Source organism: Actinophytocola sp. (assembly GCF_036402745.1).
GTDB lineage: Bacteria > Actinomycetota > Actinomycetes > Mycobacteriales > Pseudonocardiaceae > Actinophytocola.
Genome location: NZ_DASWSJ010000338.1, coordinates 1 through 23,022, shown reverse-complemented (window position 1 = coordinate 23,022; position 23,022 = coordinate 1). Strand labels below are relative to the sequence as shown.

Here is a 23,022-nt window from a genome sequence, read left to right as displayed (position 1 = left end):
CGCCGCCCTCGGCGTGCCCGCCGCCGACAAGGTGACCTGGACGCACGCCGACCTGACCGTCACGGCCCCGCCGGCCGCGGCGTTCGACCTGGTGTCCGCGCTGTACTTCTCGATCCCGCGCCAGCCCGGGCACGCCGCGATCCGTGCGCTGCTCGCCGCCGTGGCCCCCGGCGGCACCCTGCTCTTCTGCGGCCACGACCTCGAGGGTCACCCGCACCACCACGAGCAGGAGCCCGCGTTCGACTGGTCGCTGTACTACCGGTCCGACGAGGTCGCCGCGCTCCTCGACGACACGTGGACCGTGCTCACGAACGAGACCCGGCCGCGGGTCTCCCCCGCCCCGCCCGGCTCGGGCCACGTCAACGACACCGTGCTCGTGGCCCGGCGGCTCGTCAGGCCGGCGGGCGGCCGCGGGTGAGCCTGTCCGGGTCGCACCAAGGACTACAGGCGGATGGCCTTCTTGTTCATGAACTCCTCGATGCCGGCCGGGCCGAGCTCGCGACCGATGCCGGAGCGCTTGATGCCGCCGAAGGGCAGGTCGGCCTGCGAGCCGCCGGCGCTGTTCAGGTACACCATGCCCGCCTCGAGCTGCTCCGCGACGCGGCGGTTGCGCTCCGGGTCGGTGCCCCACACGCTGGCGCCGAGCCCGAACGGCGAGTCGTTGGCGATGGCGATCGCCTCCTCCTCGGTCTCCGCGCGGAAGACCAGCGCGACCGGGCCGAAGATCTCCTCGCGGTAGGCGTCCATCTCCGGGGTCACGCCGGTCAGGACGGTGGCCTCGAGGTACGCGGCCGGCCCGTCGAGGCGGTGCCCGCCGGCGCGCAGCGTCGCGCCCTGCCGGATGGCGGTCTCGACCTGCTCGGCCACCTCGTCGGCCGCCGCGGCGGACGCCAGCGGGCCCAGCTTCGTCGCGGGGTCGGCCGGGTCACCGGGCTGGAAGTAGTCGGCGACGTGCTTGCTCAGCCGGTCGACGAAGTCGTCGTAGAGATCGGCCAGCACGATCATCCGCTTCGGCGCGTTGCAGGACTGGCCGCAGTTGCGCATCCGCGACGTCGCGGTGGCCTTGACGGTCTCGTCCAGCTCGGCCGTGTCGAGCACGATCAGCGGGTCGGACCCGCCCAGCTCCAGCACGGTCTTCTTCAGGTTCTTGCCCGCCTCGGCCGCCACGGAGATGCCGGCGTTCTCGCTGCCGGTCAGCGACACCCCCATGATGCGCGGGTCGGCCAGCATCGCCGGGATCTGCCGGCTGGACGCGAAGGTGTTCACGTACACGTCCTCGGGCACGCCCGCGTCCCGCAGCACCTGCTCGATCGCGGCCGCCGACCGCGGGCAGATGGAGGCGTGCTTGAGCACGATCGTGTTGCCGAGCACCAGGTTCGGCGCCACGAACCGGGCGACCTGGTAGCAGGGGAAGTTCCAGGGCATGACCCCGAGCAGCGCCCCGATCGGCTCCTTGGTGATGACCGCCTCGCCGCCCTTGATCGACAGCGGCTCGGCCGCCAGCAGCGCCGGCCCGTTCTCCCCGTAGTAGGTGAAGATGTCGACGACGACACCGATCTCGCCGCGGCCCTCGTTGATCCGCTTGCCCATCTCCAGCGTCATGATCGCGGCCAGCTCGTCCGCCCGCTCGGCGAACAGCTCCGCCGCGCGCAGCACGATCGCCGACCGCTCGGCGACGGGCCGCCGCCGCCAGGGGACATATCCGCGGTGGACACGATCGATCGCTGCCCGGACCTCCGCGTCGGTCGCGTTCTCGATCTCCTCGATGAGCTCGCCCGTCGCTGGGTTGGTGACTGAGTACATGGGGGCGCGAGCCTCCGTTCTCTCCGACTCCGTGCCTGGGGTCAACACCTTCCATCGTAGTGCATACCGTATACACAGTGAACCGATTGGCCGGTGAACCTCGCGTTCGGCGCATTGACCGGCGTGGGCGGCGGGGCGTTCAATCACGGCGGTCGCGGGTGGTGCGGAGTCTGGAGGCAGCGATGGAGCTGAGCAGACGGGACGCGCTGCGCGTCGGGGCGCTCGGGGCCGCCGCGGTGGCGGTCGGTGCCGGGACGGCCGCGGCGGAGGCCGAGGGCGGCGGAGGTCCCGAGCACACCACGCTCGACCGCACGCTCCTGCTCGGGCCGCCGGGCGCCGGTGGGTACCGGCCCATCGTGAGCGGACCCGGTGAGCCCTACCTCGTCCGGGACGAGCTGGTCACCGGCGTCGCCGGTACGGCCAAGCGTCGCCGGCGCGGGCGGGCGATCCTCGCGTTCGGGCAGCTCACCGACATCCACCTGATGGACACCCAGTCGCCGGCCCGGGTGGAGTTCCTCGACCGGTACAACGACCCCGACTCCCCCTTCGCGAGCCTGCTGCCGTTCGAGTCGTCCTACCGCTCCCAGGAGTTCCTGGCCGCCCACATCAGCGACGCGATGGTCCGCTCGATGAACCTCGTCCGCCGCGGGCCCGCGACCGGCCGGCAGCTGTCGTTCACCGTCGCCACCGGGGACAACGTCGACAACGTCCAGCTCAACGAGCTGCGCTGGTACATCGACCTGCTCGACGGCAGGCACGTGCGGCCCGACTCGGGCGACCTGTCCCGCTACGAGGGCGTCGCCGACCAGACCGCCTACGACGTGCGGTACTGGCACCCGGACGGCACCCCTGCGGGCCGGCCCGACGACCTCCCGCGCGCCCGGTTCGGCTACCCCACCGTGCCGGGGCTGCTCGACGCGGTGCGCCGGCCGTTCCGGGCCACCGGCCTGAACACGCCCTGGCTCACCGCGTACGGCAACCACGACGGCCTGATCCAGGGCAACCTCCCGCCGATCCCCGCGCTGGCGCCGCTGGCCACCGGCGACCGCAAGATCATCGGCCTGCCGCCGGGCACCGACATCATCACGCTCGCCCTGCAGCTGCAGGCACTGGACCCGCGCGGCCTGGCGACCCTCCTGGCCGGCCCGACGCGCACCGTCACCCCCGACCCGAACCGGCGCTTCGTCAGCCGGGTGGAGACCATCCGCGAGCACTTCAACACCAGCTCCTCGCCGCGCGGGCACGGCTTCGGCCGGTGGAACCTCGACACCGGCAACGCCTACTACGCCTTCGACCGCGGCCCGGTCCGCGGCATCGTGCTCGACACCGTCAACCCCAACGGCGGCTCCAACGGCTCGATCGACGCCGACCAGTACGCCTGGCTGGAGCGCGAGCTCACCGCCGGCAGCAGCCGCCGCTCCCCCACCGCCCGCCGCTCCCCCACCGCCCGCCACTCCCCCACCTCCCGCCGCTCCCGCGACCGGCTGTTCGTCCTGTTCAGCCACCACACGATCGGCACGATGGACAACGTCGCCGGCCTCCCGCCGCGGATCGGCGGCGCCGGCGTGCGCGACCTGCTGCTGCGCTTTCCCAACGTGGTGCTGTGGGTCAACGGCCACACCCACCGCAACACGGTGATCCCGCACCGCGCCCCGGCCGGCGGCGGCTTCTGGGAGGTCAACACCGCCGCGCACATCGACTGGCCGCAGCAGTCCCGGGTGCTCGAGCTGGTCGACAACCAGGACGGCACCCTGTCGATCTTCGGCACGATCCTGGACATGGCCGCGCCCGCCGCCCACCGCGGCCGGCTGGACAGCCCGACCGCGCTCGCGTCGCTGGCCCGCGAGCTCGCCGGCAACGACTGGCAGTCCCGCGCCCGGCCGGTTCCCGGCGAGGACGGCAGGCGCGGCTCCGTGCACGACCGCAACGTCGAGCTGCTCGTGCCGTCCCCGTTCTCCGTCAGCCCGACGAGCGAGCTGGCCGCCGCCGCGAGCGGCTGACGTACGGGTAGCCGGGGTCAGTCGAAGTGGGACTTGGCGATCACGCCGTGCACGCCCACCGTGCGGTCGACCACCTGGGACACCTCGAAGTTCGCGGCGGCCGACAGGTAGGCGTAGGCCACCGCGCGGTCCATGCCGAGGTCGTGCTGCAGGAAGTCCAGCGCGTTGACCACCGTGCGGCGCATGGCGATGTTCAGGTCGCTGCCCTGCCCGTGCTGCACACCGTCCGGATCGGACAGTCCGATCGGGAGCCAGGACGACGGGGTCTCCGCGAACGGGTACCGGAACGCCACCGACGGCACCCCGCGCGCCCCGGGCTTGCACACCGTGAGCCGGAACGTCGTGCGCAGCGAGCCCTCCATCGCGGTGAGCGCCACCTCGCCGCCGCCCATCGCCATGTGCGGATCGCCCGTGTAGAACAGCGCGCCCTCGGCGAACACCGGCAGATAGAACGTCGAGCCGACACCGAGGTGGTTGATGTCGATGTTGCCGCCGCCCAGCGTCGGCGGAATCGAGTTGAGCTCCGGCGCGGTGAGGCTCGTCGACGGCGCGAACGCCACGCCCATCATCCCCATGAACGGCGACAGCGGGAACACGACCTCGCCGGACCTGCCGCGCGGCAGCACGCCGGTCAGCGTGCCGGTCAGTGTGCCGCGGCCCGGACGCACCGAGGTGAACACCGAGACGTTGCCGTAGCGCGCCGGGTCGCCGGTGCCGCGGCCGTCCGTCGCCACCGGTGGCATCACCTCGTCGAGCGTGATCCCCGCCGCCGGCGAGCCGTCCCCGAGGCGGGACAACGCGCCCTTGCCGTGCCGGCTCGACACGACGCCGTAGGGCACCCGCGGCAGCGCGGCGAGCGTCTCGATCTTCAGCACGTCCCCCGGGACCGCGCCGTCGACATGGACCGGGCCGGTCACCACGTGCGGGCCGTCGACGTCGAAGTTACGGGCCGTCCGGTCGTAGTCCCGGGCGATCGCGACCGCGTCGTCGAGCACCTGGCCGCGGCGCACGCCGTGGCTCGCGAAGTACGCCACCGGGTCCCGCCCCTGGTCCTCCAGGATCCCCTCGTGCGACACGGTGTCGATGGTGACCGTCTCGCCGGAGCGCATCCGGAGCACCGGGTCGCTGCTGACCGCCGGGACGTAACCCCAGCGCACCTGGTCCGGTGTCGACGCCAGGTAGTGCTTGCCCTGGATCCTGCCCTTGCCGGGCTGGAGGGTCTCGCGCGGGAACGTGCCCGCCGGCGCCGCGGCGGCCGTCGCCGGGACGGCCGCCGCGGCCGCGGTGACCACGGCGGCGGCACGGAGGAACCCCCGCCTACCCAACGCGTCGACGAGCGCGTCGCGGGCCCGCTCGGCCGGACTTGCGTGTTCCATCGGATCTCCTGCCAGTGAAGGGCCGTCAAGGCGCCCAGCCTCTCCGGACGAGATTTCCGCGGTGTTAACTGTAGTTTCCGACTGCCCGGGACGGCGGGTTCCGGACCCACTCCCACCCACCCGGCACCGATCCCGGCGAGGCCATAATCTGTCCCGCGCGGAAGACGGAAGAACAGGCGGTGCGGTGCGCGGGGTCGACTACTACGAGCTGCTCGGGGTGCCACGGGGCGCCTCCCCCGCCGAGATCAGGTCGGCGTACCGCGCCCTCGCGAAGGTGATGCACCCCGACGCCGGCGGCACCGCGGGGACGTTCCGGCTGCTCCGCGAGGCGTACGAGACGCTCACCGACCCCGAGCGCCGCGACGACTACGACGGCGGGGACAGCCGGGACGTCGGGGACGTCGGGGAGCCGGAACCCGCGCCGCCGCCCGCGCGGCGGCGGCCCGGCAGGCGCCGGGAGGACCCCGACCACGTCCCCACGGTCCCCGCGATCGTCCCCGCGACCATCGGGTGGTGGGACGAGGTACGCGGCGACGTCCGGACCGTGCTGGTCCCCCCGGCCCGGCCGAGCCAGGAGGTCGCGCTGGCCGCCGTGGCCTCGTGGGTCCTGGTCCTGCTGGTCCTCGTGCTCGCCGGCCCGCCCGTGCCGGTGCTGGTCGCGGGCCTGCTGGTGCTGGCCTGCGTGGGCGTCCCGGTGGCGCGGCTCGGCCGGCGTCACCTCGCGGCCAGGCGGACCGACCGGGCGTTCGCGACCGAGTTCGGCGCGCGGACGGTGTTCGGCAGCCCCGGCACCGAACGGGACGAGGTCGCCGAGCGGCTGACCGCGGACCTGCTGACCAGGTACCTCACCCGCATCCCCGGGGTGCGGGTCTTCCACGGGCTGGCCGCCGAGGTGGGGTCGGTGTTCGCCGACCTCGACCACGCGGTGCTGTGCGGCAGCCGGCTGGTGCTGATCGAGTCGAAGCTGTGGCTGCCCGGCCACTACGACGTCGACGAGACGGGTGGCCTGTGGCGCAACGGCCACCGGTTCCGCGGCGGCTCGGCCCGGCTGCCGGAGTGGATCGCCGACTACCGCACGCTGATGCCGGACCTCGAGGTGCGCGGCGTCCTGCTGCTCTACCCCAGCGGGCCGGGCGAGATCACCGTGGGCGACAACCCGGCGGAGATCCCGCCCATGGTGCCCGCGCAGTTCGTCCGGGAGGTCGGCGGCTGGCTCGCCACCGATCCGTCCACAGTGGACCGGGACGCCTTCCGCGTCCTGCTGCGCCAGGTGGTGTCACCGGGCTGACCGCGCTCACCCGCCGGGCCGCGACTCGGCTCGCCAGGTCAGGTTCGGGCCCGCAACGTTCACCCGCCAGGTCCAGGCGCGGCGCGGGCGACCCGGCCATCCTCGGAGGCATGAGTGACGACGTCTCTTCGGTGAGGTCCGATCTCGATCCGCCACGGTTGTGGGCGGGTGGGGTCGCGACCGCGGCGGTGGCCGCGCTCGCCGCGGTCGCCGGGGTGCTGATCGCGCGGGGGATCTTCGGTGTCGCGATCCTCGCGCCCGAGGGCGACGGGATCTGGGGCAACGCGAACACCGGCACCTATGCCGCGCTCGCCGCCGGGGCCGCCCTCCTGGCCACCGGCCTGCGCCAGCTGCTGAACGTGGCGACCCCCGCGCCGGCCCGGTTCTTCAGCTGGATCATGGCGATGTGCACGGTGATCGCCGTGGTGCTCCCCCTGACGCTCGGCGCCGACCTCGGCAGCCGGATCGCCACGGCGGCCATCAACCTGGCCCTCGGCGTGATCATCATCGTGCTGCTGAACACCGCGGCCGAGAGCGCCCGCAAGGTCCGGGAGCGGGCGCGGCAGGAGCCGGCCCCGGGGCCGGACGAGACCTGGGCACCGCGCGAGCAGCCCTGGTGACCGCCGGGACCGCCGGGACCCCTCGTCGCGCGAGCGTCAGAGCAGCAGGTCGAACACCCGGAACGCGGCCTCCCAGTGGACCGACTGCGGGTTCTTCACGTGCGGATCGATGATCTTGAACGTGCGGGCGAGCGCGATGCTGAGGGCACCCGCGACGCTCGGCAGCCGCGCCTCGGTCTCCTCGGCGAGCACGAGGTCGAGCGGCGGCCGCGCCGCGAGATCGTCCAGGATGGGCTGCAGCTCGATCTCCTCGTCGAGCTTGCCGAACTCCCGCATGCTCTCCTGCAGCCCCTTGGTGATCGGCAGGTCGTAGGGCTGGATCACGTCCCGCCCGTTCGTCTTGGCCACCACGCGCGCCATGATGAACATGTCGTACAGCTTGTGGTTGACGAACTCGTCGTAGCGCTTGACGTCGCTCTTGTCGACGTCGAGCCCCGCCGCGGCGCGGAAGAAGCGTTCGAACTTCGCGACATTCATGACCGCCACTGCTACCTCCTCCAGTCAGGCCCAGTCTCGCAACGCCGGCCACCGCCCGACCTGAGCCCGCCGGAACGGATTCGCCCGGGGAATTGGGCATGCGAGGTCCACAGCCCCGATCACTCCTAGGCCAACCGAGTGAACTCGTCCCGGCAGGCCGAGATCCCTCAGTAGTGTTTCGGTCACAGAACCGAAACAGAGAGGCATACGGTGTCGCAGCAGACGAACTGGGTTCCCATCTCGGTCGACCTCAAGAAGCCGAGCGCGGCACGGATGTATGACTACCTACTGGGTGGCAACCACAACTTCGCGGCGGACCGCGAGTTCATCGAGCGGCTCATCCAGATCCAGCCCGAGGCCAAGCGGCTCGCGATCATGAACCGGGCCTTCCTGCGCCGCGCCGTGCTCTTCATGATCGAGAACGGCATCCGGCAGTTCCTCGACCTCGGCTCCGGCATCCCCACCGTGGGCAACGTGCACGAGATCGCCGAGGCGGCCGACCCCACCGCCCGGGTCGTGTACGTCGACAACGAGCACGTGGCGGTCGCGCACAGCCAGCTCATCCTGGAGGGCAAGGAGAACGCGGTGATCGTGCACGCCGACGTCACCAGGCCCGGGCTCGTGCTGCACGACGAGGAGACCCTGCGCGTCCTCGACTTCAGCCAGCCGGTCGGGCTCCTCGCGGTCACCATCGGCCACTACATCCTCGACGAGCAGGACCCGGTCGGCGTGTTCGCCGCCTACCGGGAGGCCCTGGCCCCGGGCAGCTACCTCGCGGTCACCCACCTCACCGACGACTTCGCGGTGATCCACGGCGAGGCGCTCACCCGCGAGATGAAGCAGTCCCAGAACAACGTCCGCGCGCGGTCCCGCGACGAGGTGCTCGCGCTGTTCGGCGACTTCGAGCTGCTCGAGCCGGGACTGGTCACCACGTCGCGCTGGCACCCGGAGCGGGGCGCCGAGCTACCGGAGGACCCGGAGAAGGACGGCCTCTACGCCGGCGTCGCCCGCAAGGGCTGACACCTCTCGTGAGTGCGTAGCGGTGCGCTGCCCCCGCACACCGCTACGCACTCACGCCCCTGCCGCCCCTGTGGAACTGATCTTCCCCGCCCACTCGATGGCCGGAAGAAGCTTGTCGAGCAGCTCGCGCGCGGCCAGCGTCAGCGAGCAGCACGTGATCTCGTCGCCGTCGCGGTCGCAGGCCACGAGCCCCGCCTTCTCGAGCCGGCGGACCGTCGCGTCGAGCGTGCCGTCGGCGTCGGCGAGGTCCTTGTACGGCAGCGGCCCGCAGGACAGCGCGGCGAGCACGCCCAGCTCGCCCTCGCCGGGCAGCATCCGCAGGAGCGCGCGCAGCTGGTCGGCCAGCACGGTCTCGTAGTCCGACGGGCTGGCCAGGTCGGCCACCCGGCGCACCGACTCCTTGCTCCACTCGCTGGTGAGGTCGGTGAGGACGCGGATCTCCGGGAGGCCGCGGCGGTTGCGCCAGATCGGCGGCACGTCGCTGGCCCGCACGTCGGCCATCGCGATGCGGTCCCGGCCGGTGTGCTTGGCGTGCAGCAACGCGGCGTCCGCGCCCTGGAACAACGCGACCAGGTCGTGGTCGGCGTTCTCGTCGCGGGACGCGAGGCCGATGGAGGCGGTGAGCCCGCTGATCGTGACGATCCCGTCGCGTGCCGACGGCGCCGCCACGGCGGCGGCGCGGACCTGGGCCAGGATGCGGCCGGCGACCTTCTCCCCCCGCTCGCGGTCGGTGGCGGGGAGCAGCACGAGGAACTCGTCGCCGCCGTGGCCGCCGTACCGGCCGACGATGTCCATCTGACGCACCGCGCCCCGCACGACGGACGCGACGGCCCGCAGCACGGCGTCCCCGGCGAGGTGGCCGTGCGTGTCGTTGATGTCCTTGAACCGGTCGAGGTCGAGCATGAGCAGCACCGCGGGCTGCTCGCCGACCTGGTCGAGGATCTCGGTGGCGGCCTTGTCCCACGCCCAGCGGTCGAGGAGGCCCGTGAGCTTGTCGGTGGTGCGGAACCCGAGCGGTTGACCGCACGTGGCACAGCTCGGTCCGTGAAGGGTCTCATCCGCGCTAGCGGGCCGCATCGCGGGGACCTCCCAGGAAGTTGGACTCTGGTGCACCAATGGGATGAGAATGCCTTTCACCTGAGTTGATGAGTCACCGTGGAGCGTAGACTGCTTGACGGCTCGGTTTCAACTGACAAAAATGACGGCACGCATACAGGTCTATCTGTCGGTAGAAGACATGATGCGGTGGGGAGGCCACCGATGGTTGAGCAGGCGCCCGGACGGGCCAGGAGCTTGGCCGACAAGCTGAACCACCTGTTCGCCACCGCGACCACTCGCGGGGGTCAGGAGTTCAGCAACGAGCAGGCCGCGGCGGCCATCGTGGCCACCGGGGTCACCATCTCGCAGAGCTACATCTGGCAGCTGCGCAAGGGCAAGAAGGACAACCCGACGTTCAAGCACCTCCAGGCGCTGGCGGCGTTCTTCGGCGTCCCGGTCTCCTACTTCTTCGACGACGAGGTCACCGACCGGGTCGACCAGCAGCTGGAGGAGCTCAGGACCGAGCAGGCGCGGCTGAGCGAGATCATGGGCAGCAGCGACGCCCAGCTCATGGCACTGCGAGCGGGAGAGCTCTCGCCGGCGGGCCGCCGCCAGGTGATGGACCTGCTCGACGTCGTGCACCGGTTGGAGAGGGCCGAGCGCGACGCCACGGAGGACTGACCGGAGGACTGACCGGAGGGACGAGTTGCCGGGAGGTCCTGACACCCGCCGGTCGGTCTGGGAAACTGCGGGCGCAGACAGGCTGGGGTGAGAGTCGGGGAGGTGCACCGTGCGCGAACGGGAGTTACGCCGACGCTGCCGGCGGTTGCTCAATGAGCTCGACATCCGGCCACCGCTCGACGTGCACGAGCTGTGCCGTCGCGTCGGCCAGCAGCGGGGTAAGCCGATCCGGCCGATAGCGCACCCGATCCCGGTGCCCGGCCCGTTCGGCGCGTGGATCACCACCGACTCCGCCGACTACATCCTGTACCAGCGGGAGACCAGCAAGGCCCACCAGGGCCACATCATCCTGCACGAGCTGGGCCACATCCTGGCCGGTCACCGCAGCGACGAGGACGACGACGCGCTGCTGGGCCAGCTCTACCCGGACGTCGAGCCGGCGAAGCTGCGTGACCAGTACCCGGACCTGGCGCCCGGCGCGGTCCGCCGGGCGCTGCGCCGCACGTCGTACGACTCCGACCACGAGCGCGAGGCGGAGACCGTCGCCACGATCATCCTGGAGTGGGCCTCGGTGCTCGACTCGGTCGGCCCGCCGCCGGCCTCGTCCGACGCCGCCGCACAGCGCATGGGCACCGCGTTGACCGACCGGTTGGGGTGGCTGTGAGCGAGCTTGCGAGCGAACGAATGTCACAGGGCGAGCGTGCGAGTGAACCATTGAACACACGGCGACCGCGAGCGGCAGCACCGAGCCTGCGAGGGGCTGTCACCCGCGAGCGTGCGAGCGAACCGATGTCACCGGGCGAGCGTGCGCGCAAACCGATGGCACAGGGCGGCCGCGAGCGGCGGCGCCGAGCCTGCGAGGGGCTGACGTGAGCTACACGGCGTTCGACATCGTCCACGGGATCGCGTCGTTCGGGGCGCTGGCCTGGATGCTCTACCTGGTGGCCCGCTCGCCGGGCGACGTCCGGCGGTGGGCGGTGGCCGGGCTGCTGGCCGGCTGGTCCATCGCGTACCCGTTCGGCATCGCGGCCACCTCGGGGTCGGTCTTCCTCGGCGTCGACCCGATGAACGCCCGCTACATCCAGCACGCGCTGCTGCTGGTCGCGGCCTACAGCCTGGTCTGCTTCTTCCAGTTCTCCGCCCTCGAGGCGCGGCTGGCCCGCGCGCGGGCCGCGCGGGAGGCGATCGGCCTGGCGGCCGCGCTGGTGATCATGACCGTCGCCGACATCGCCATCCCGAGCGATCTGCGGGTCGCGGCCGCGACGGTGACCTCGACACCCGGCGAGGGCCCGGTCGGGGTGGACAGCATCGCCGCGTTCTACGTCGCCGCCAACAGCTACCTCCTCTACGCCTTCGCCGCAGCGTGCGTCTGGACCCTCCGCTACGCCCGCGGCGCCGAGCCGCGGCTGCGCCGTGGGCTGCGGGTGGCTTCCGTGGGCCTGGCCGCGATCTCGCTGGCCGGCGCCACCTTCGTGTACTCGAACATCAGCCGGTGGGCCGGCAGCCCGGCCGCGCCGCCGATCGTCATCACGAGCATCTTCCTGCTGCTGGTCGGGATCGTGCTGTTCGTGGCCGGGATGGTCTACCCCACCGTGGTCACCCGGCTGGCCGCGCTGCGGATCTGGCTGCGACACCGCCGCGCGTACCGCCAGCTCCGTCCACTCTGGACAATGCTGAACGAGCGGTTCCCGCAGGACGCGCTGAGCCGGGTGCCGGTCAGCCCCTGGCGGGACGCGTTGAGCCTGCGCAGCGTGCACCGCCGGTACTACCGCAGGGTCATCGAGTGCCGGGACGGGCTGGTGCGGATCAGCCCGTACCTCGCGAACCTGGGGGTGGACCCAGCGGAGCTCGCCGTGCCGGAGCAGCTGGCCCACCAGCTCACCGACGCCCTGCGAGCACACGCGGCGGGCGAAACCGTGCCACCCCAAGCCATCCCGATCGCGATGCCTCAGGGCGACGGCCTCGACGCCGACGTCGACCGGCTGATCGAGCTCTCCCTGGCCGTCGAACGCACCGGCGCGCCCTGACCGACCGGCCCCAACGCCTACCGCGCCGCGTTGGCGAGGCCCAGGCAGCCCAGGCAGCCGCGTCGACCGCCCGGGCCGGCCCGTCTCGTACGCGATCCGTCCACTCAGGACACGCGGTGAGCGCGGGCTAGGCGCTCGCCGGGGTCTCGTCCGGGGCGCGGAGGGGCACGCGGACCTGGAAGTGGGTGTCGCCCGGGGAGGAGGTCACGCGGAGGTCGCCGCCGTGGCGGTTGACGACCACTCGCCACGAGACGTCCAGGCCCAGGCCCGTTCCCTGGCCCACGCCCTTCGTCGTAAAGAACGGCTCGAACACGCGGCGCCTGAGCTCGGGCGGCACGCCCGGGCCAGTGTCGATCACCTCGACGAGGGCGCTGTCGCCGTCCAGGGCGGTGCGGATCGTGACGGTGCCGTCGCCCGCGACGGCGTCCAGCGCGTTGTCGATCAGGTTGGTCCACACCTGGTTGAGCTCGGCGGCGTACGCGGGCACCTTCGGCAGCGTGCGGTCGTAGTCCTTGACCACCCGCACGTCCGGGCCGATCTTGCCGGCGAGCATGACGAGGGTGGCGTCGAGGCCCTCGTGCAGGTCGACGTTCTGGTGCGGGGTGCGGTCGAGCTGCGAGTACTGCTTGGCGGCACCGACGAGCGCGGAGATCCGGCCGGTGCTGTCCTTGATCTCCAGCAACAGGTTCTCGGTCTCGACGGTGTAGGCGAGCCACCGCAGCGCGGGCTCGAGGAAGCCGGCGTCGACCGCGTTGGTCAGGTCCTCCAGGTCGCCGGTGGTGATGCCGGCCGCGACGAAGACGGGGGCGAGGTCCCAGCTGCCGGGCACCTTCCGCTCGTCGAGCCAGTCACCCAGCTCGTCCTCGCGGTCGGCCACCTCCATGGGCGTGAGCGGCTCGACGGTGGCGATCCGCTCGATGAACTTCTCCTGGATCGAGGTGAGCCTGCGCAGCTGCTCGCCGTCGATCGTGCCGTCCGCGAGCAGCGCCAGCTTGTGCCGCATGCCGGCGAACCGCTCCCGCAGCGTCTCGCTCGCCCGCACCGCGGCCGCCGCCGGGTTGTTGAGCTCGTGGGTGAGCCCCGCGGTGAGCTTGCCCAGCGCCAGGAGCCGCTCGCGCTGGCCGATCAGCTCGTCGGCGTTGCGGCCGCCGACGAACAGCCCCTCGAGCAGGTGCACCGCCATCGGGAACCAGTGGCGGAACTTCGCCGCGAACTCGTTGGCCGGCAACGCGAGGAACTCGCAGTCGGTGACCGCGCGGACGGTGGCCGGGTAGCTCTCGCTGATCTGGTCGTCGAGGTAGAACCGGACCGCTCCGGAGTAGACACCGCGCTGGTCGGTGCGCACCGTCTCGACCTCGTCGCCGCGCACGGTGCGCACCATGCTCAGCGTTCCGGACAGCAGGACGTGGAAGCACTCCGCCGGCTCGCCCTCGACCGACACGGCCTCCCCCTGGGGGACGGCGATGACGTCGCCGTTGGCGGCGATCCAGTTGAGCTGGCCGTCGGTGAGGTCCGCGAAGAGGAACAGCTCCCGCAGCGCCTGCGGCTCGATACCCGTCACCGCTCCTCCAAGTACCGGTGCACCAGCGTGACCGCCATCGCGCCCTCACCGACGGCGGACGCGACCCGCTTGACCGACTGCGCGCGGACGTCGCCCGCCACGAACACCCCCGGCACGCTGGACTCGAGGTAGAACGGGTCGCGGTCCAACGTCCAGCCGGCCGGCCGCCGGCCGTCGACGAGCAGGTCCGGTCCGGTCCAGACGAACCCGCGCTCGTCGCGCTGCACCACGCCGTCGAGCCACTCGGTGCGCGGCGCGGCGCCGATGAAGATGAACAGGTGGCTCGTGTCGACGGTGTCCGAACCGTCGGCGTGGTCGAGCCGCAGCTGCTCGAGGTGGTCCGCACCCATCGCCGCGCCGACGCTGGTGCCGGTGCGCACGGCGATGTTGTCGATGCCCTCGAGCTGCTGGATGAGGTAGTGCGACATCGACGCCCGCAGCGAGTCCCCGCGCACGAGCAGCGTGACCGTGCGCGCGTGCCGGGAGAAGAACACGGCGGCCTGGCCCGCGGAGTTCGCTCCCCCGACGACGTACACGTCACGGCCGGCGCACTCGGGTGCCTCGGTGGTCGCCGAGCCGTAGAACACGCCGCGGCCGGCCAGCTCGGCGATCCCGGGGGCACCGAGGTTCCGGTAGGACACGCCGGTGGCGAGGATGACCGCGTGCGCGGCGATGCTGCTGCCGTCGCCGAACCGCACGGTCCGCGCCGAGCCGCGCACCTCCAGCGCCGTGACGTCGCGCGCGGCGAGCATCTCGGCGCCGAACTTGATCGCCTGGCGGCGCGCGCGGTCGGTCAGCTGGGCGCCGGACACGCCGTCGGGGAAGCCGAGGTAGTTCTCGATCCGGGAGCTCTGGCCCGCCTGCCCGCCGGCGGCCTGCCGCTCGACGAGGACCGTGCGCAGCCCCTCCGACGCCCCGTACACCGCGGAGCCCAGCCCGGCCGGCCCGCCACCGACGACGATCAGGTCGTAGAAGTCCGTCGCCGGGTTGACCGTGAGGCCAACGGCGCCGGCGATCTCCGCGTCGGTCGGCGAGAGCAGGGCCTGCCCCTCGGTGGTGATCACCACGGGGATGTCGGCGGGGTCGGCGGCGGCCGCGTTGAGCAGCCGCTGCCCCTCCGGCTCGTCGATGGTGTAGTACCGGTACGGCACGGCGTTGCGGGCGAGGAACTCCCGCGCGGCGAACGTCGGCGCCGACCACCGGTGACCGACGATCTTGATCTCCTCGACCACGGTCTCGCCGGCGCTGCGCCAGGTCTCGATCAGCGCGTCGACGACCGGGTAGAGCTTCTCCTCCGGCGGGTCCCACGGCTTGAGCAGGTAGTGGTCGACGTCGACCAGGTTGATGGCCTGGATCGCCGCGTCGGTGTCGGCGTACGCGGTGAGCAGCGCGCGGCGGGCGCGGGGGAACAGGTCCATGGCCTGCTCGAGGAACTCGATGCCGTTCATCTCGGGCATGCGGTAGTCGGCGAGCATCGCGGCCACGGGGTCGCCGCGCAGCTTCAGCTCCTTGAGCGCGTCGAGTGCTTCCTGCCCGGACGACGCCCGGACCACCCGGTGCGCCTCGCCGTAGCGGCGGCGCAGGTCCCGCGCCACCGCCCGGGACACGCCGGGGTCGTCGTCGACGGTGAGCAGCACCGGCTTGGTCACCGGGATCTCCGCGCGGTCAGTTCCATGCACTCGACCCTGTTCACACGATGACCTGGTCGACGAAGCACCAACGCCAGTCCTCACCGGGCTCGAACGAGCGCATGACCGGATGCTGGCTGGCGGCGAAATGCGCGCTGGCATGCCGGCCCGGGGAGGAGTCGCAACAACCGACATGCCCGCACGACAGGCACTCCCGCAGATGCACCCACTGACCGCCGACCGCGAGGCAGTCCGTGCACCCGTCGGTGGAACTCGCCGTCACGTCCTTGATCTGGTCGACATGCACGCATTCAGCCATGCCCCATCTTTACACCGATCCCCGCGTGCGGACGGCGCTCGCGCGCGCTGCTGCTGACGATCATGCCCGCGGATAGGCGGCCGATTGGGCGTTGCGTGGGTGTGACCGGGTGATTACAGTTGTCCACACCCTGCTGAATGAAACGTTTAAATCCCAGACGTCGGTTTGCTGAGTGGGAGCCCTGCCATGCCCCGGAACAGCCGCCGCGCGGTCGCCGCTGCGCTCGTCACGACCCTGGTCCTCGCCGTCTTCGCCGTGCCGGCCGCCGCTGCCGCGCCCGCGGTCGGGCTCTCCGGGGCGCATTGGATCTGGTACCCGGAGGGCGATCCGCGCGTCAGCGTGGCCGCCGGGCATCGGTACTTCCGCCAGACCTTCACGGTCGCCGCCGGGGCGGTCAGCGACGCTCAGGTCGTGCTCACCGGCGACGACACGGTCGACGTCTGGCTCAACGGCAAGCCGCTCGCGGCCTCGGTGCGCGGCGGCGACTCGTGGCGGCAGGCGATCTTCGTCGACCTGCGGCCCGCGCTCGCGGTCGGCACCAACACGATCGCGGTCACCGCGCGGAACACCTCGGCCGGGCCGGCCGGGGTCCTCGGGCGGGTGCGGGTCGTCACCGCCGGGGGCACCACCGACCTCGTGACCGACGGCAGCTGGAAGGCGAGCCGGACCGTGCCCGAGGGCTGGGAGCAGACCGGGTTCGCCGACGGCGCGTGGCCGGCCGCCGCCGACCTCGGCGCTTACGGCATCTCGCCGTGGGGCACCGGCGTCACCGCGCCGGACCTCGCCGCCGCGTCCCCACTGCGGGTCGAGAGCGGCACCGTCGAGCACCGCGCCGACCCGCTCGGCGTGGCCGCGGACCGGCCGCGGTTCGGCTGGAAGCTCGCGTCGACCACGGCCCAGCAGCGCCAGGCCGCCTACCAGGTCACCGTCTCGGGCAGCGCCGGCACGGTCTGGGACAGCGGCCAGGTCGCCTCGGGCCAGCAGGTCGACGTCGGCTACGCCGGGCCCGCGCTCACCTCGCTCACCCGCTACACCTGGCGCGTCCGGGTGTGGGACGGCCAGGGCCGGGCCAGCGCGTGGAGCGCGACCCGCACCTTCGAGACCGGCCTGCGCACCCCGGCGACCGAGTGGACCGCCGACTTCATCGGGCAGGCCGGCGGCACGGACCTCGCCGGCGCGAGCTGGATCTGGTACCCGGAGGGCGACCCGGTGGCCGGGGTGCCGGCGATGACCCGCTACTTCCGCCGCACGCTCGACCTCGCCGCCGCACCCGCGCACGCGACGCTGGCGGTCACCGGCGACGACGCCGCCGACGTGTGGGTCAACGGCACGCAGGTCAGCGCCTCGCCGCGGGTGTCCGAGTCGTGGAAGACCGCCGCGGTGGTGGACCTGTCCGGACGGCTCTCGGCCGGCACCAACACGATCGCCGTGCGGGCCGAGAACACCACCCAGTCCCCCGCCGGGCTCATCGGCAAGCTCGCCGTCCAAAGTGGACCGACGGTGGTGACCGACGGCGGCTGGCGGGCGAGCCAGGCCGGCCCGGCCGGCTGGGAGCGGCCCGGCTTCGACGACAGCGCCTGGCCCGCGGCGCGCGTGCTCGCCGGCTACGGCAGCGGGCCGTGGGCGTCCAACGTGCGGGTGGTCCAGCCGGCTCCCCTGCTGCGCAAGGGCTTCACGGTGAGCAAGCCGGTCGCCGACGCGCGCCTGCTCACCACCGCGCTCGGCCTGCACGAGACGCGGCTCAACGGGCAGCGGGTCGGCGCGGACGTGCTCGCGCCCGGGTGGACCGACTACAACAAGCGCCTGCAGTACAAGGTGTTCGACGTGACCGGGCAGCTCCGCCAGGGCGACAACGCGCTGGGCGCATGGCTCGGCAACGGCTGGTACTCGGGCAGCCTCGGCTTCGCCGGCAACCAGCGGTACGGCACCCAGCCGTGGTACTCCGCCCAGCTGCGGATCACCTTCACCGACGGCACCGCGACGACGATCCGGACCGACAACAGCTGGAAGGTGACCGCCGGCCCGATCCGCGCCGACGACCTCTACCACGGCGAGAGCTACGACGCCCGGCTCGCGGTGTCCGGCTGGGACGGTCCCGGCTTCGACGACAGCGGGTGGACCGCGCCGCTCGTGCGCACCGGCGCCAAGCCCACCCTGGTGTCCCAGGTGGACGCTGGGGTCACCGTGCAGCGGGACTTCCGCCCGGTGGCGATCACCCAGCCCCGGGCCGGCGTGTGGGTGTTCGACCTGGGCCAGAACTTCACCGGCTGGAACCGGCTCGCCGTGCGCGGGCCGGCCGGCACCACGGTGACCATGCGCCACGCCGAGGTGCTGGGCGCGGACGGCACCGTCTACACCGCCAACCTGCGTGCCGCGCAGGCCACCGACCGGTTCACGCTGGCCGGCACCGGCGGCGTGGAGACCTACGAGCCGCGGTTCACCGTGCACGGGTACCGGTACGTCGAGGTCACCGGGCTGCCGAGCGGGGTCACGCCGACCGCCGACCTGATCACCGGCCGCGCGGCGTGGACCAGCGGCGACCAGCCGGGGACGCTCACGACGTCCAACGCGCTCGTGAACCAGCTGCAGCACAACATCCTGTGGGGCGCGCGGTCCAACATGCTCTCGATCCCGACCGACTGCCCGCAGCGCGACGAGCGCCTGGGCTGGACCGGGGACATCGGCATCTTCGCCGGCACGTCCACGTTCAACGTGGCGACGCAGGGCCTGCTCGACAAGTTCGCCGACGACCTCGTCGACGCCCAGCGGGCCGACGGCGCCTTCACCGACGTCGCGCCGGCCGTGATCGACGGCGCCGGGCGGGCCGGCTGGGGTGACGCGGGCGTGATCGTGCCGTACACGGTCTGGCAGCGCTACGGCGACGTGCGGGTGATCGACGAGCACTTCGCCGCGATGGCCAGGTGGGTCGACTACCTGCGCGGCACGTCGGGCAGCGACCTGATCCGCGACCAGTGGACCTTCGGGGACTGGCTCAACGTCAACGACAACACCGCCCAGGACCTGATCTCGACCGCGTTCTTCGGCTGGTCGGCGCGGCTCGTCGCGCGGATGGCCGCAGCCACCGGCCGCACCGCCGAGGCCGCGTCCTACGGGCAGCTGGCCGACCAGGTGGCGACCGCGTTCACCAACCGCTTCGTGGCGGCCGACGGCACCGTCGGGGCGAACACCCAGACCGGCTACGTCCTCGCGCTGGCGTTCGGCCTGCTGCCGGCCGCGCGGCAGCAGGCGGCGGCCGACAAGCTCGCCACGAAGGTCGCCGCGACCGGTGGACATCTCTCGGTCGGCTTCCTCGGCGTGGAGAACCTCCTGCCGGCGCTCGCCGACCACGGCCACCTCGACACCGCGTACCAGATCCTGCTGCAGCCGGACTTCCCCGGCTGGGGCTACATGCAGGCTCGCGGCGCGACGACGATCTGGGAACGCTGGGACGGCATCCACCCGGACGGCACGTTCAACAACCCGGACATGAACTCGTTCAACCACTACGGGCTCGGCTCGGTCGGCGACTTCCTCTACCGGCAGGTCGGCGGCCTCGGCCCGGCCGGCCCGGGGTACGCGACACTGCTCGTGGCGCCGAAGCCGGGCGGTGGTCTCACGTCGGCCCGGTCCGCGTACGAGACGCCGTACGGGCAGGCGGTCAGCGACTGGTCGGTGTCCGCGGGCAGGCTCACGCTGCGGGTGACCGTGCCGACCGGGGCGTCGGCCACGGTACGGGTGCCCACGTCCCAGCCGACGACGATCACCTACCCGGCGGAGGCGGTGCCCACGGCGGCGGGGACGTTCTCCGTGCCCGCCGGCTCCTACGTGTTCACCGCCGCCGCCTGAGTCAGCCGCAGTGCTTGTCGGTGAACATCTCCGCCGTGGCGCCGACCGCGCTTCTTCTGTGGCTGCCTGGTTCCGTCAGCTCGCCAACACTAGGGGTTTCCCCGCCGTTCGCCAGCTTCACTGACGTGCAGGAGCAACGACAAGGGGCGTGACCGATGACCCTTTCCGCCGCTGCCGTGGCCGGTCCCGAGGAGTCGGGCCAGGACCACCGCGAACCGGTGCGTCGCATGGGGCGCTTCCTGGACGTGGGCTCGCTCGAGCTGGTTCACCGGTACGAGGGTGTCGGCGTCGCGGTCGCCCGCGGCCGCGTCAACGGCCGGCCGGTGATCGTCTACTGCACGGACGGCACCCGGATGGGCGGCGCCATCGGCGTGGCCGAGTGCCCCCTGATCGTCGACGCCATCGACACCGCCGTCCGGGACCGCTGCCCGGTGATCGGCGTCTGGCACTCCGGCGGCGCCAAGCTCGCCGAGGGTGTCGCGGCGATGGACGGCATCGGGCGGATGTTCACCGCCATGGTCCGCGCGTCCGGCAAGATCCCGCAGCTCTCGGTCGTGCTCGGGCCGGCGGCCGGCGGTGCCGCGTACGGGCCGGCGCTGACCGACCTCGTCGTGATGTCCGCCGCCGGCCGGGTGTTCGTCACCGGGCCGGAGGTCGTGCGGTCGGTGACCGGCGAGCAGATCGACATGGAGGGGCTCGGCGGGCCGGAGGCGCACGGTCGCAAGTCCGGCGTCGTGCACGTGAACACGGCCGACGAGGCCGAGGCCTTCGCCACCACGCGCGGGATCGTCACGCTGCTGGCCAAGCCCGGGCTGTTCGACCTCGGCTCGCTGCGGCCTCCGCGGGACCTGCGGGCCCTGCTGCCCGAGACCGCCCGGCGGGCCTACGACGTCCGGCCGCTCGTGCGCGCGATCCTGGACGCGGACGGGTTCGTGGAGCTGCAACCCAAGTGGGCGCCCAACATCGTGATCGGGCTCGGCCGGCTCGGCGGGCGCACGGTCGGGGTGATCGCGAACAACCCGCTGCGCAAGGGCGGCTGCCTGGACTCGCTGTCGGCGGAGAAGGCCAGCCGGTTCGTGCGGATGTGCGACTCGTTCGGCGTGCCGCTGGTGGTGCTGGTCGACGTGCCCGGCTACCTGCCCGGAGCCACGCAGGAGTGGAACGGCGTGGTGCGCCGGGGCGCCAAGCTGCTGCACGCGTTCGCCGAGGCGACGGTCCCGCGCGTCACCCTCGTCACCCGGAAGTCCTACGGTGGCGCCTACATCGCGATGAACTCCCGCTCGCTCGGCGCCACCGCGGTGCTCACCTGGCCGGAGGCCGAGGTGGCGGTGATGGGCGCGACCGCGGCGGTGGACATCCTGCACCGCAAGAAGCTCGCCGCCGCACCGGAGCACGAACGCGCGGCGCTGCGGGCCGCGCTCGCCGCCGAGCACGAGGTCATCGCCGGCGGGGTCGGGCTCGCGATGCGCATCGGCGTGGTGGACGAGGTGATCGACCCCGCGCACACCCGCCTGCGGCTCGGCGAGGTACTGGCGTGCGCACCGGCCGGTCGCGGCCACCACGGCAACATCCCGCTCTGAGCTCCCCTGCCGCGCACCTTTCGTTATTCGAACCGCGCACCTCCAGCGGAACTAGTGAATTGCGGGTCGCCGCTGCGGTTGAGTGGAAGGGCTGGCCCTGACGACGAAGGGACGATGCCCGTGCGCACCGCAGACACCTCCACTGCCTGGCTTCGCCGGTACCAGCCGACCACGAACGCCGTCGCCCGGCTCGTGTGCCTCCCGCACGCCGGCGGCGCGGCGAGCTTCTTCCGCCCGATGGCCGTCCGGTTCGCGCCCGCGGTCGACGTCCTGTCGATCCAGTACCCGGGCCGCCAGGACCGGCTACGGGAGTCCTGTGTGGACGACATCGCCGCGCTGTCGGACCTCATCACCGACGAGCTGGTGGCGCTGGACGACGACCTGCCGACCGTCTTCTTCGGCCACAGCATGGGTGCCGTGCTCGGCTTCGAGGTGGCCTGGCGGCTCGAGCAGAAGGGCGCGAACCCGCCGCGGACGCTGATCGCCTCCGGGCGGCGGGCGCCGTCGCGGCACCGCGACGAGAAGGTGCACCTGCGCGACGACGACGGCATCGTCGCCGAGCTGAAGCTGCTCAACGGGACCGACGCGGCACGGCTGGCCGACGAGGAGATCGTCCGCATGTCCCTGCCCGCGATCCGCGGCGACTACACGGCGATCGAGACCTACATCGGTGACCCCGGGCGGAGGGTGGGCGCCGGCCTCACCGTGCTCACCGGCGACAGCGACCCGAAGACGACGCTGGACGAGGCCCGCGCGTGGCGGGACCACACCACCGGCACGTTCCGGATGTCGGTGCTGCCGGGCGGCCACTTCTTCCTCGTCGACCAGCAGCAGGCCGTGACCCGCGAGGTCGCCGCCGAGCTACGCCTCTGACTCGGCCGGGCGGGCGGCCGAGAGCCGGGCGTAGGTGCCGCCCGCCGGCCGGATCAACCCGCGCGGGCCCGGCCTGACCGTCTCCGTCTATAGACCACCTGAGTCCAGCCCACCCGATCGCTCACGAGGCAGATCGGGTGGGCTGGTTGCTGGTGTGACTAACCGCGGATGTCGCGGCCTTCCTTGATCGCGTTCTCGAGCTGGTCGAAGGCGGGGTCACCGAGGAACATCCGGAACTCGACCACGACCGCCTGCGGCGCGGTCGCCCTGGCCCGGTCGGCGAGGTCCGCGTGGGTCAGCACGAGCGTCGCGTCCGCCGCGAGCTCGTTGACCGGCACGTACTCGACGGCCACGCCGTAGGGCTTGAGCCTGTTGCGCAGCTGGCTCGCCAGCATCGCGCTGCTGCCCATGCCCGCGTCGCACGCGACGGTCAGCAGCCGCACGTCCCGGCCGGACATCACCGGACGGGCCGGCGCCGCGACGGCACCGCCCGGCACCGGCCGCGTCCGGGACGTCGCCGTCCCCACGGACGCGGGCGCCGGCTCGGTGTCGCTACCGGACTCCGCCAGCTCGTCGGCGTCCACCGCCGCGTCCAGCACGGGCTCGGCGGCGTCCGCCTCGTGGCCGAACTTGAGGAGTGCGGCGGCGGCGATGAAGGCGACGGCGGTGGCCATCGCGATGGAGAGCAGGACGCTGACGTGTCCGCCGCGGGGGGTGACGGCCATGTAGGCGAAGATGCTGCCTGGGGCGGGGGTGGCGACGAGGCCGGAGTGGGTGATCATGGCGGTGCCGACGCCGGCCATGCCGCCGGCGATGGCGGCGATGATGAGTTTGGGTTTCATCAGCAGGTAGGGGAAGTAGATCTCGTGGATGCCGCCGAGGAAG

Annotated in this window: 17 protein-coding genes and 2 pseudogenes; 11 read left to right on the top strand and 8 right to left on the bottom strand. The window is 72.5% G+C overall.

The features are described from left to right. Nucleotides 1-418: pseudogene (locus VGD70_RS30925) on the top strand (SAM-dependent methyltransferase); the annotation flags it as partial. Nucleotides 419-441: 23 nt separating this feature from the next. On the opposite strand, the gene VGD70_RS30920 reads toward VGD70_RS30925, so the two are convergent. Continuing rightward, on the bottom strand, nucleotides 442-1,803 hold the full coding sequence (locus tag VGD70_RS30920) for an NAD-dependent succinate-semialdehyde dehydrogenase (protein ID WP_331087602.1): 1,362 nt from the start codon (nucleotides 1,801-1,803) through the stop codon (nucleotides 442-444). A gap of 182 nt (nucleotides 1,804-1,985) precedes the next feature. On the opposite strand from VGD70_RS30920, the gene VGD70_RS30915 reads away from it, so the two are divergent. Then, nucleotides 1,986-3,803: a TIGR03767 family metallophosphoesterase gene (locus tag VGD70_RS30915; protein WP_331087600.1), complete on the top strand. Its 1,818-nt coding sequence runs from the start codon at nucleotides 1,986-1,988 to the stop codon at nucleotides 3,801-3,803. Between the two features lie 17 nt (nucleotides 3,804-3,820). Here VGD70_RS30915 and VGD70_RS30910 read toward each other — a convergent pair whose 3' ends face one another. Beyond that, a complete protein-coding gene (locus VGD70_RS30910) occupies nucleotides 3,821-5,179 on the bottom strand; it encodes an acetamidase/formamidase family protein (protein WP_331087598.1) in 1,359 nt (452 codons plus the stop codon). Between the two features lie 184 nt (nucleotides 5,180-5,363). On the opposite strand from VGD70_RS30910, the gene VGD70_RS30905 reads away from it, so the two are divergent. Together VGD70_RS30905 and VGD70_RS30900 are read left to right on the top strand one after the other, a co-directional pair. Next, the gene (locus VGD70_RS30905) at nucleotides 5,364-6,467 is read left to right on the top strand and encodes a J domain-containing protein (protein ID WP_331087596.1); all 1,104 of its coding nucleotides are present in this window, start codon (nucleotides 5,364-5,366) and stop codon (nucleotides 6,465-6,467) included. A gap of 110 nt (nucleotides 6,468-6,577) precedes the next feature. After that, entirely contained in the window at nucleotides 6,578-7,087 is a 510-nt protein-coding gene (locus tag VGD70_RS30900) for a DUF6069 family protein (protein ID WP_331087594.1), read from the top strand. A 36-nt stretch (nucleotides 7,088-7,123) separates the two neighbouring features. Here VGD70_RS30900 and VGD70_RS30895 read toward each other — a convergent pair whose 3' ends face one another. Then, nucleotides 7,124-7,564: a DUF1931 family protein gene (locus VGD70_RS30895; protein ID WP_331087603.1), complete on the bottom strand. Its 441-nt coding sequence runs from the start codon at nucleotides 7,562-7,564 to the stop codon at nucleotides 7,124-7,126. Between the two features lie 210 nt (nucleotides 7,565-7,774). Here VGD70_RS30895 and VGD70_RS30890 point away from each other — a divergent pair, with 210 nt between their 5' ends. Beyond that, the gene (locus tag VGD70_RS30890; protein ID WP_331087592.1) at nucleotides 7,775-8,584 is read left to right on the top strand and encodes an SAM-dependent methyltransferase; all 810 of its coding nucleotides are present in this window, start codon (nucleotides 7,775-7,777) and stop codon (nucleotides 8,582-8,584) included. A gap of 51 nt (nucleotides 8,585-8,635) precedes the next feature. Here the strand turns inward: VGD70_RS30890 and VGD70_RS30885 are convergent, their stop codons facing one another. Then, complete coding sequence (locus VGD70_RS30885) at nucleotides 8,636-9,661, bottom strand: diguanylate cyclase (protein ID WP_331087590.1); 1,026 nt, start codon at nucleotides 9,659-9,661, stop codon at nucleotides 8,636-8,638. Between the two features lie 183 nt (nucleotides 9,662-9,844). Between VGD70_RS30885 and VGD70_RS30880 the strand changes: the two genes are divergently transcribed. The 3 genes from VGD70_RS30880 to VGD70_RS30870 all read left to right on the top strand — a co-directional run bounded on the left by VGD70_RS30880 (nucleotide 9,845) and on the right by VGD70_RS30870 (nucleotide 12,330). Beyond that, the gene (locus VGD70_RS30880) at nucleotides 9,845-10,303 is read left to right on the top strand and encodes a helix-turn-helix domain-containing protein (protein WP_331087589.1); all 459 of its coding nucleotides are present in this window, start codon (nucleotides 9,845-9,847) and stop codon (nucleotides 10,301-10,303) included. Nucleotides 10,304-10,412: 109 nt separating this feature from the next. Beyond that, nucleotides 10,413-10,967 carry a hypothetical protein gene (locus VGD70_RS30875; RefSeq protein WP_331087587.1) on the top strand — a complete coding sequence of 185 codons (555 nt, stop codon included), beginning with the start codon at nucleotides 10,413-10,415 and terminating at the stop codon, nucleotides 10,965-10,967. Between the two features lie 205 nt (nucleotides 10,968-11,172). Beyond that, complete coding sequence (locus VGD70_RS30870; protein ID WP_331087585.1) at nucleotides 11,173-12,330, top strand: MAB_1171c family putative transporter; 1,158 nt, start codon at nucleotides 11,173-11,175, stop codon at nucleotides 12,328-12,330. 127 nt (nucleotides 12,331-12,457) lie between these two features. Here VGD70_RS30870 and VGD70_RS30865 read toward each other — a convergent pair whose 3' ends face one another. From VGD70_RS30865 to VGD70_RS30855, 3 genes are read right to left on the bottom strand one after another with little or no spacing between them, the layout of a single operon-like run. Further along, complete coding sequence (locus VGD70_RS30865; protein WP_331087583.1) at nucleotides 12,458-13,891, bottom strand: ATP-binding protein; 1,434 nt, start codon at nucleotides 13,889-13,891, stop codon at nucleotides 12,458-12,460. Then, on the bottom strand, nucleotides 13,888-15,540 hold the full coding sequence (locus VGD70_RS30860) for an FAD-dependent oxidoreductase (RefSeq protein ID WP_331087581.1): 1,653 nt from the start codon (nucleotides 15,538-15,540) through the stop codon (nucleotides 13,888-13,890). Before VGD70_RS30860 ends, VGD70_RS30865 begins: the two co-directional genes overlap by 4 nt. Before the next feature lie 40 nt (nucleotides 15,541-15,580). Then, nucleotides 15,581-15,838, bottom strand: a complete 258-nt coding sequence (locus VGD70_RS30855; RefSeq protein WP_331087579.1) for a UBP-type zinc finger domain-containing protein — start codon at nucleotides 15,836-15,838, stop codon at nucleotides 15,581-15,583. Nucleotides 15,839-16,024: 186 nt separating this feature from the next. Between VGD70_RS30855 and VGD70_RS30850 the strand changes: the two genes are divergently transcribed. The 3 genes from VGD70_RS30850 to VGD70_RS30840 all read left to right on the top strand — a co-directional run bounded on the left by VGD70_RS30850 (nucleotide 16,025) and on the right by VGD70_RS30840 (nucleotide 22,137). Beyond that, nucleotides 16,025-19,684, top strand: coding sequence for a family 78 glycoside hydrolase catalytic domain (locus tag VGD70_RS30850; protein ID WP_331087577.1), 3,660 nt, complete (start codon nucleotides 16,025-16,027; stop codon nucleotides 19,682-19,684). A 155-nt stretch (nucleotides 19,685-19,839) separates the two neighbouring features. Beyond that, complete coding sequence (locus VGD70_RS30845; RefSeq protein ID WP_331087575.1) at nucleotides 19,840-21,264, top strand: acyl-CoA carboxylase subunit beta; 1,425 nt, start codon at nucleotides 19,840-19,842, stop codon at nucleotides 21,262-21,264. Nucleotides 21,265-21,378: 114 nt separating this feature from the next. Beyond that, nucleotides 21,379-22,137 (top strand): thioesterase II family protein, encoded by a 759-nt coding sequence (locus tag VGD70_RS30840; RefSeq protein WP_414638103.1) that lies wholly within the window; start codon nucleotides 21,379-21,381, stop codon nucleotides 22,135-22,137. Between the two features lie 158 nt (nucleotides 22,138-22,295). On the opposite strand, the pseudogene VGD70_RS30835 reads toward VGD70_RS30840, so the two are convergent. After that, a pseudogene (locus tag VGD70_RS30835) lies at nucleotides 22,296-23,022 on the bottom strand (PTS mannitol transporter subunit IIBC); the annotation flags it as partial.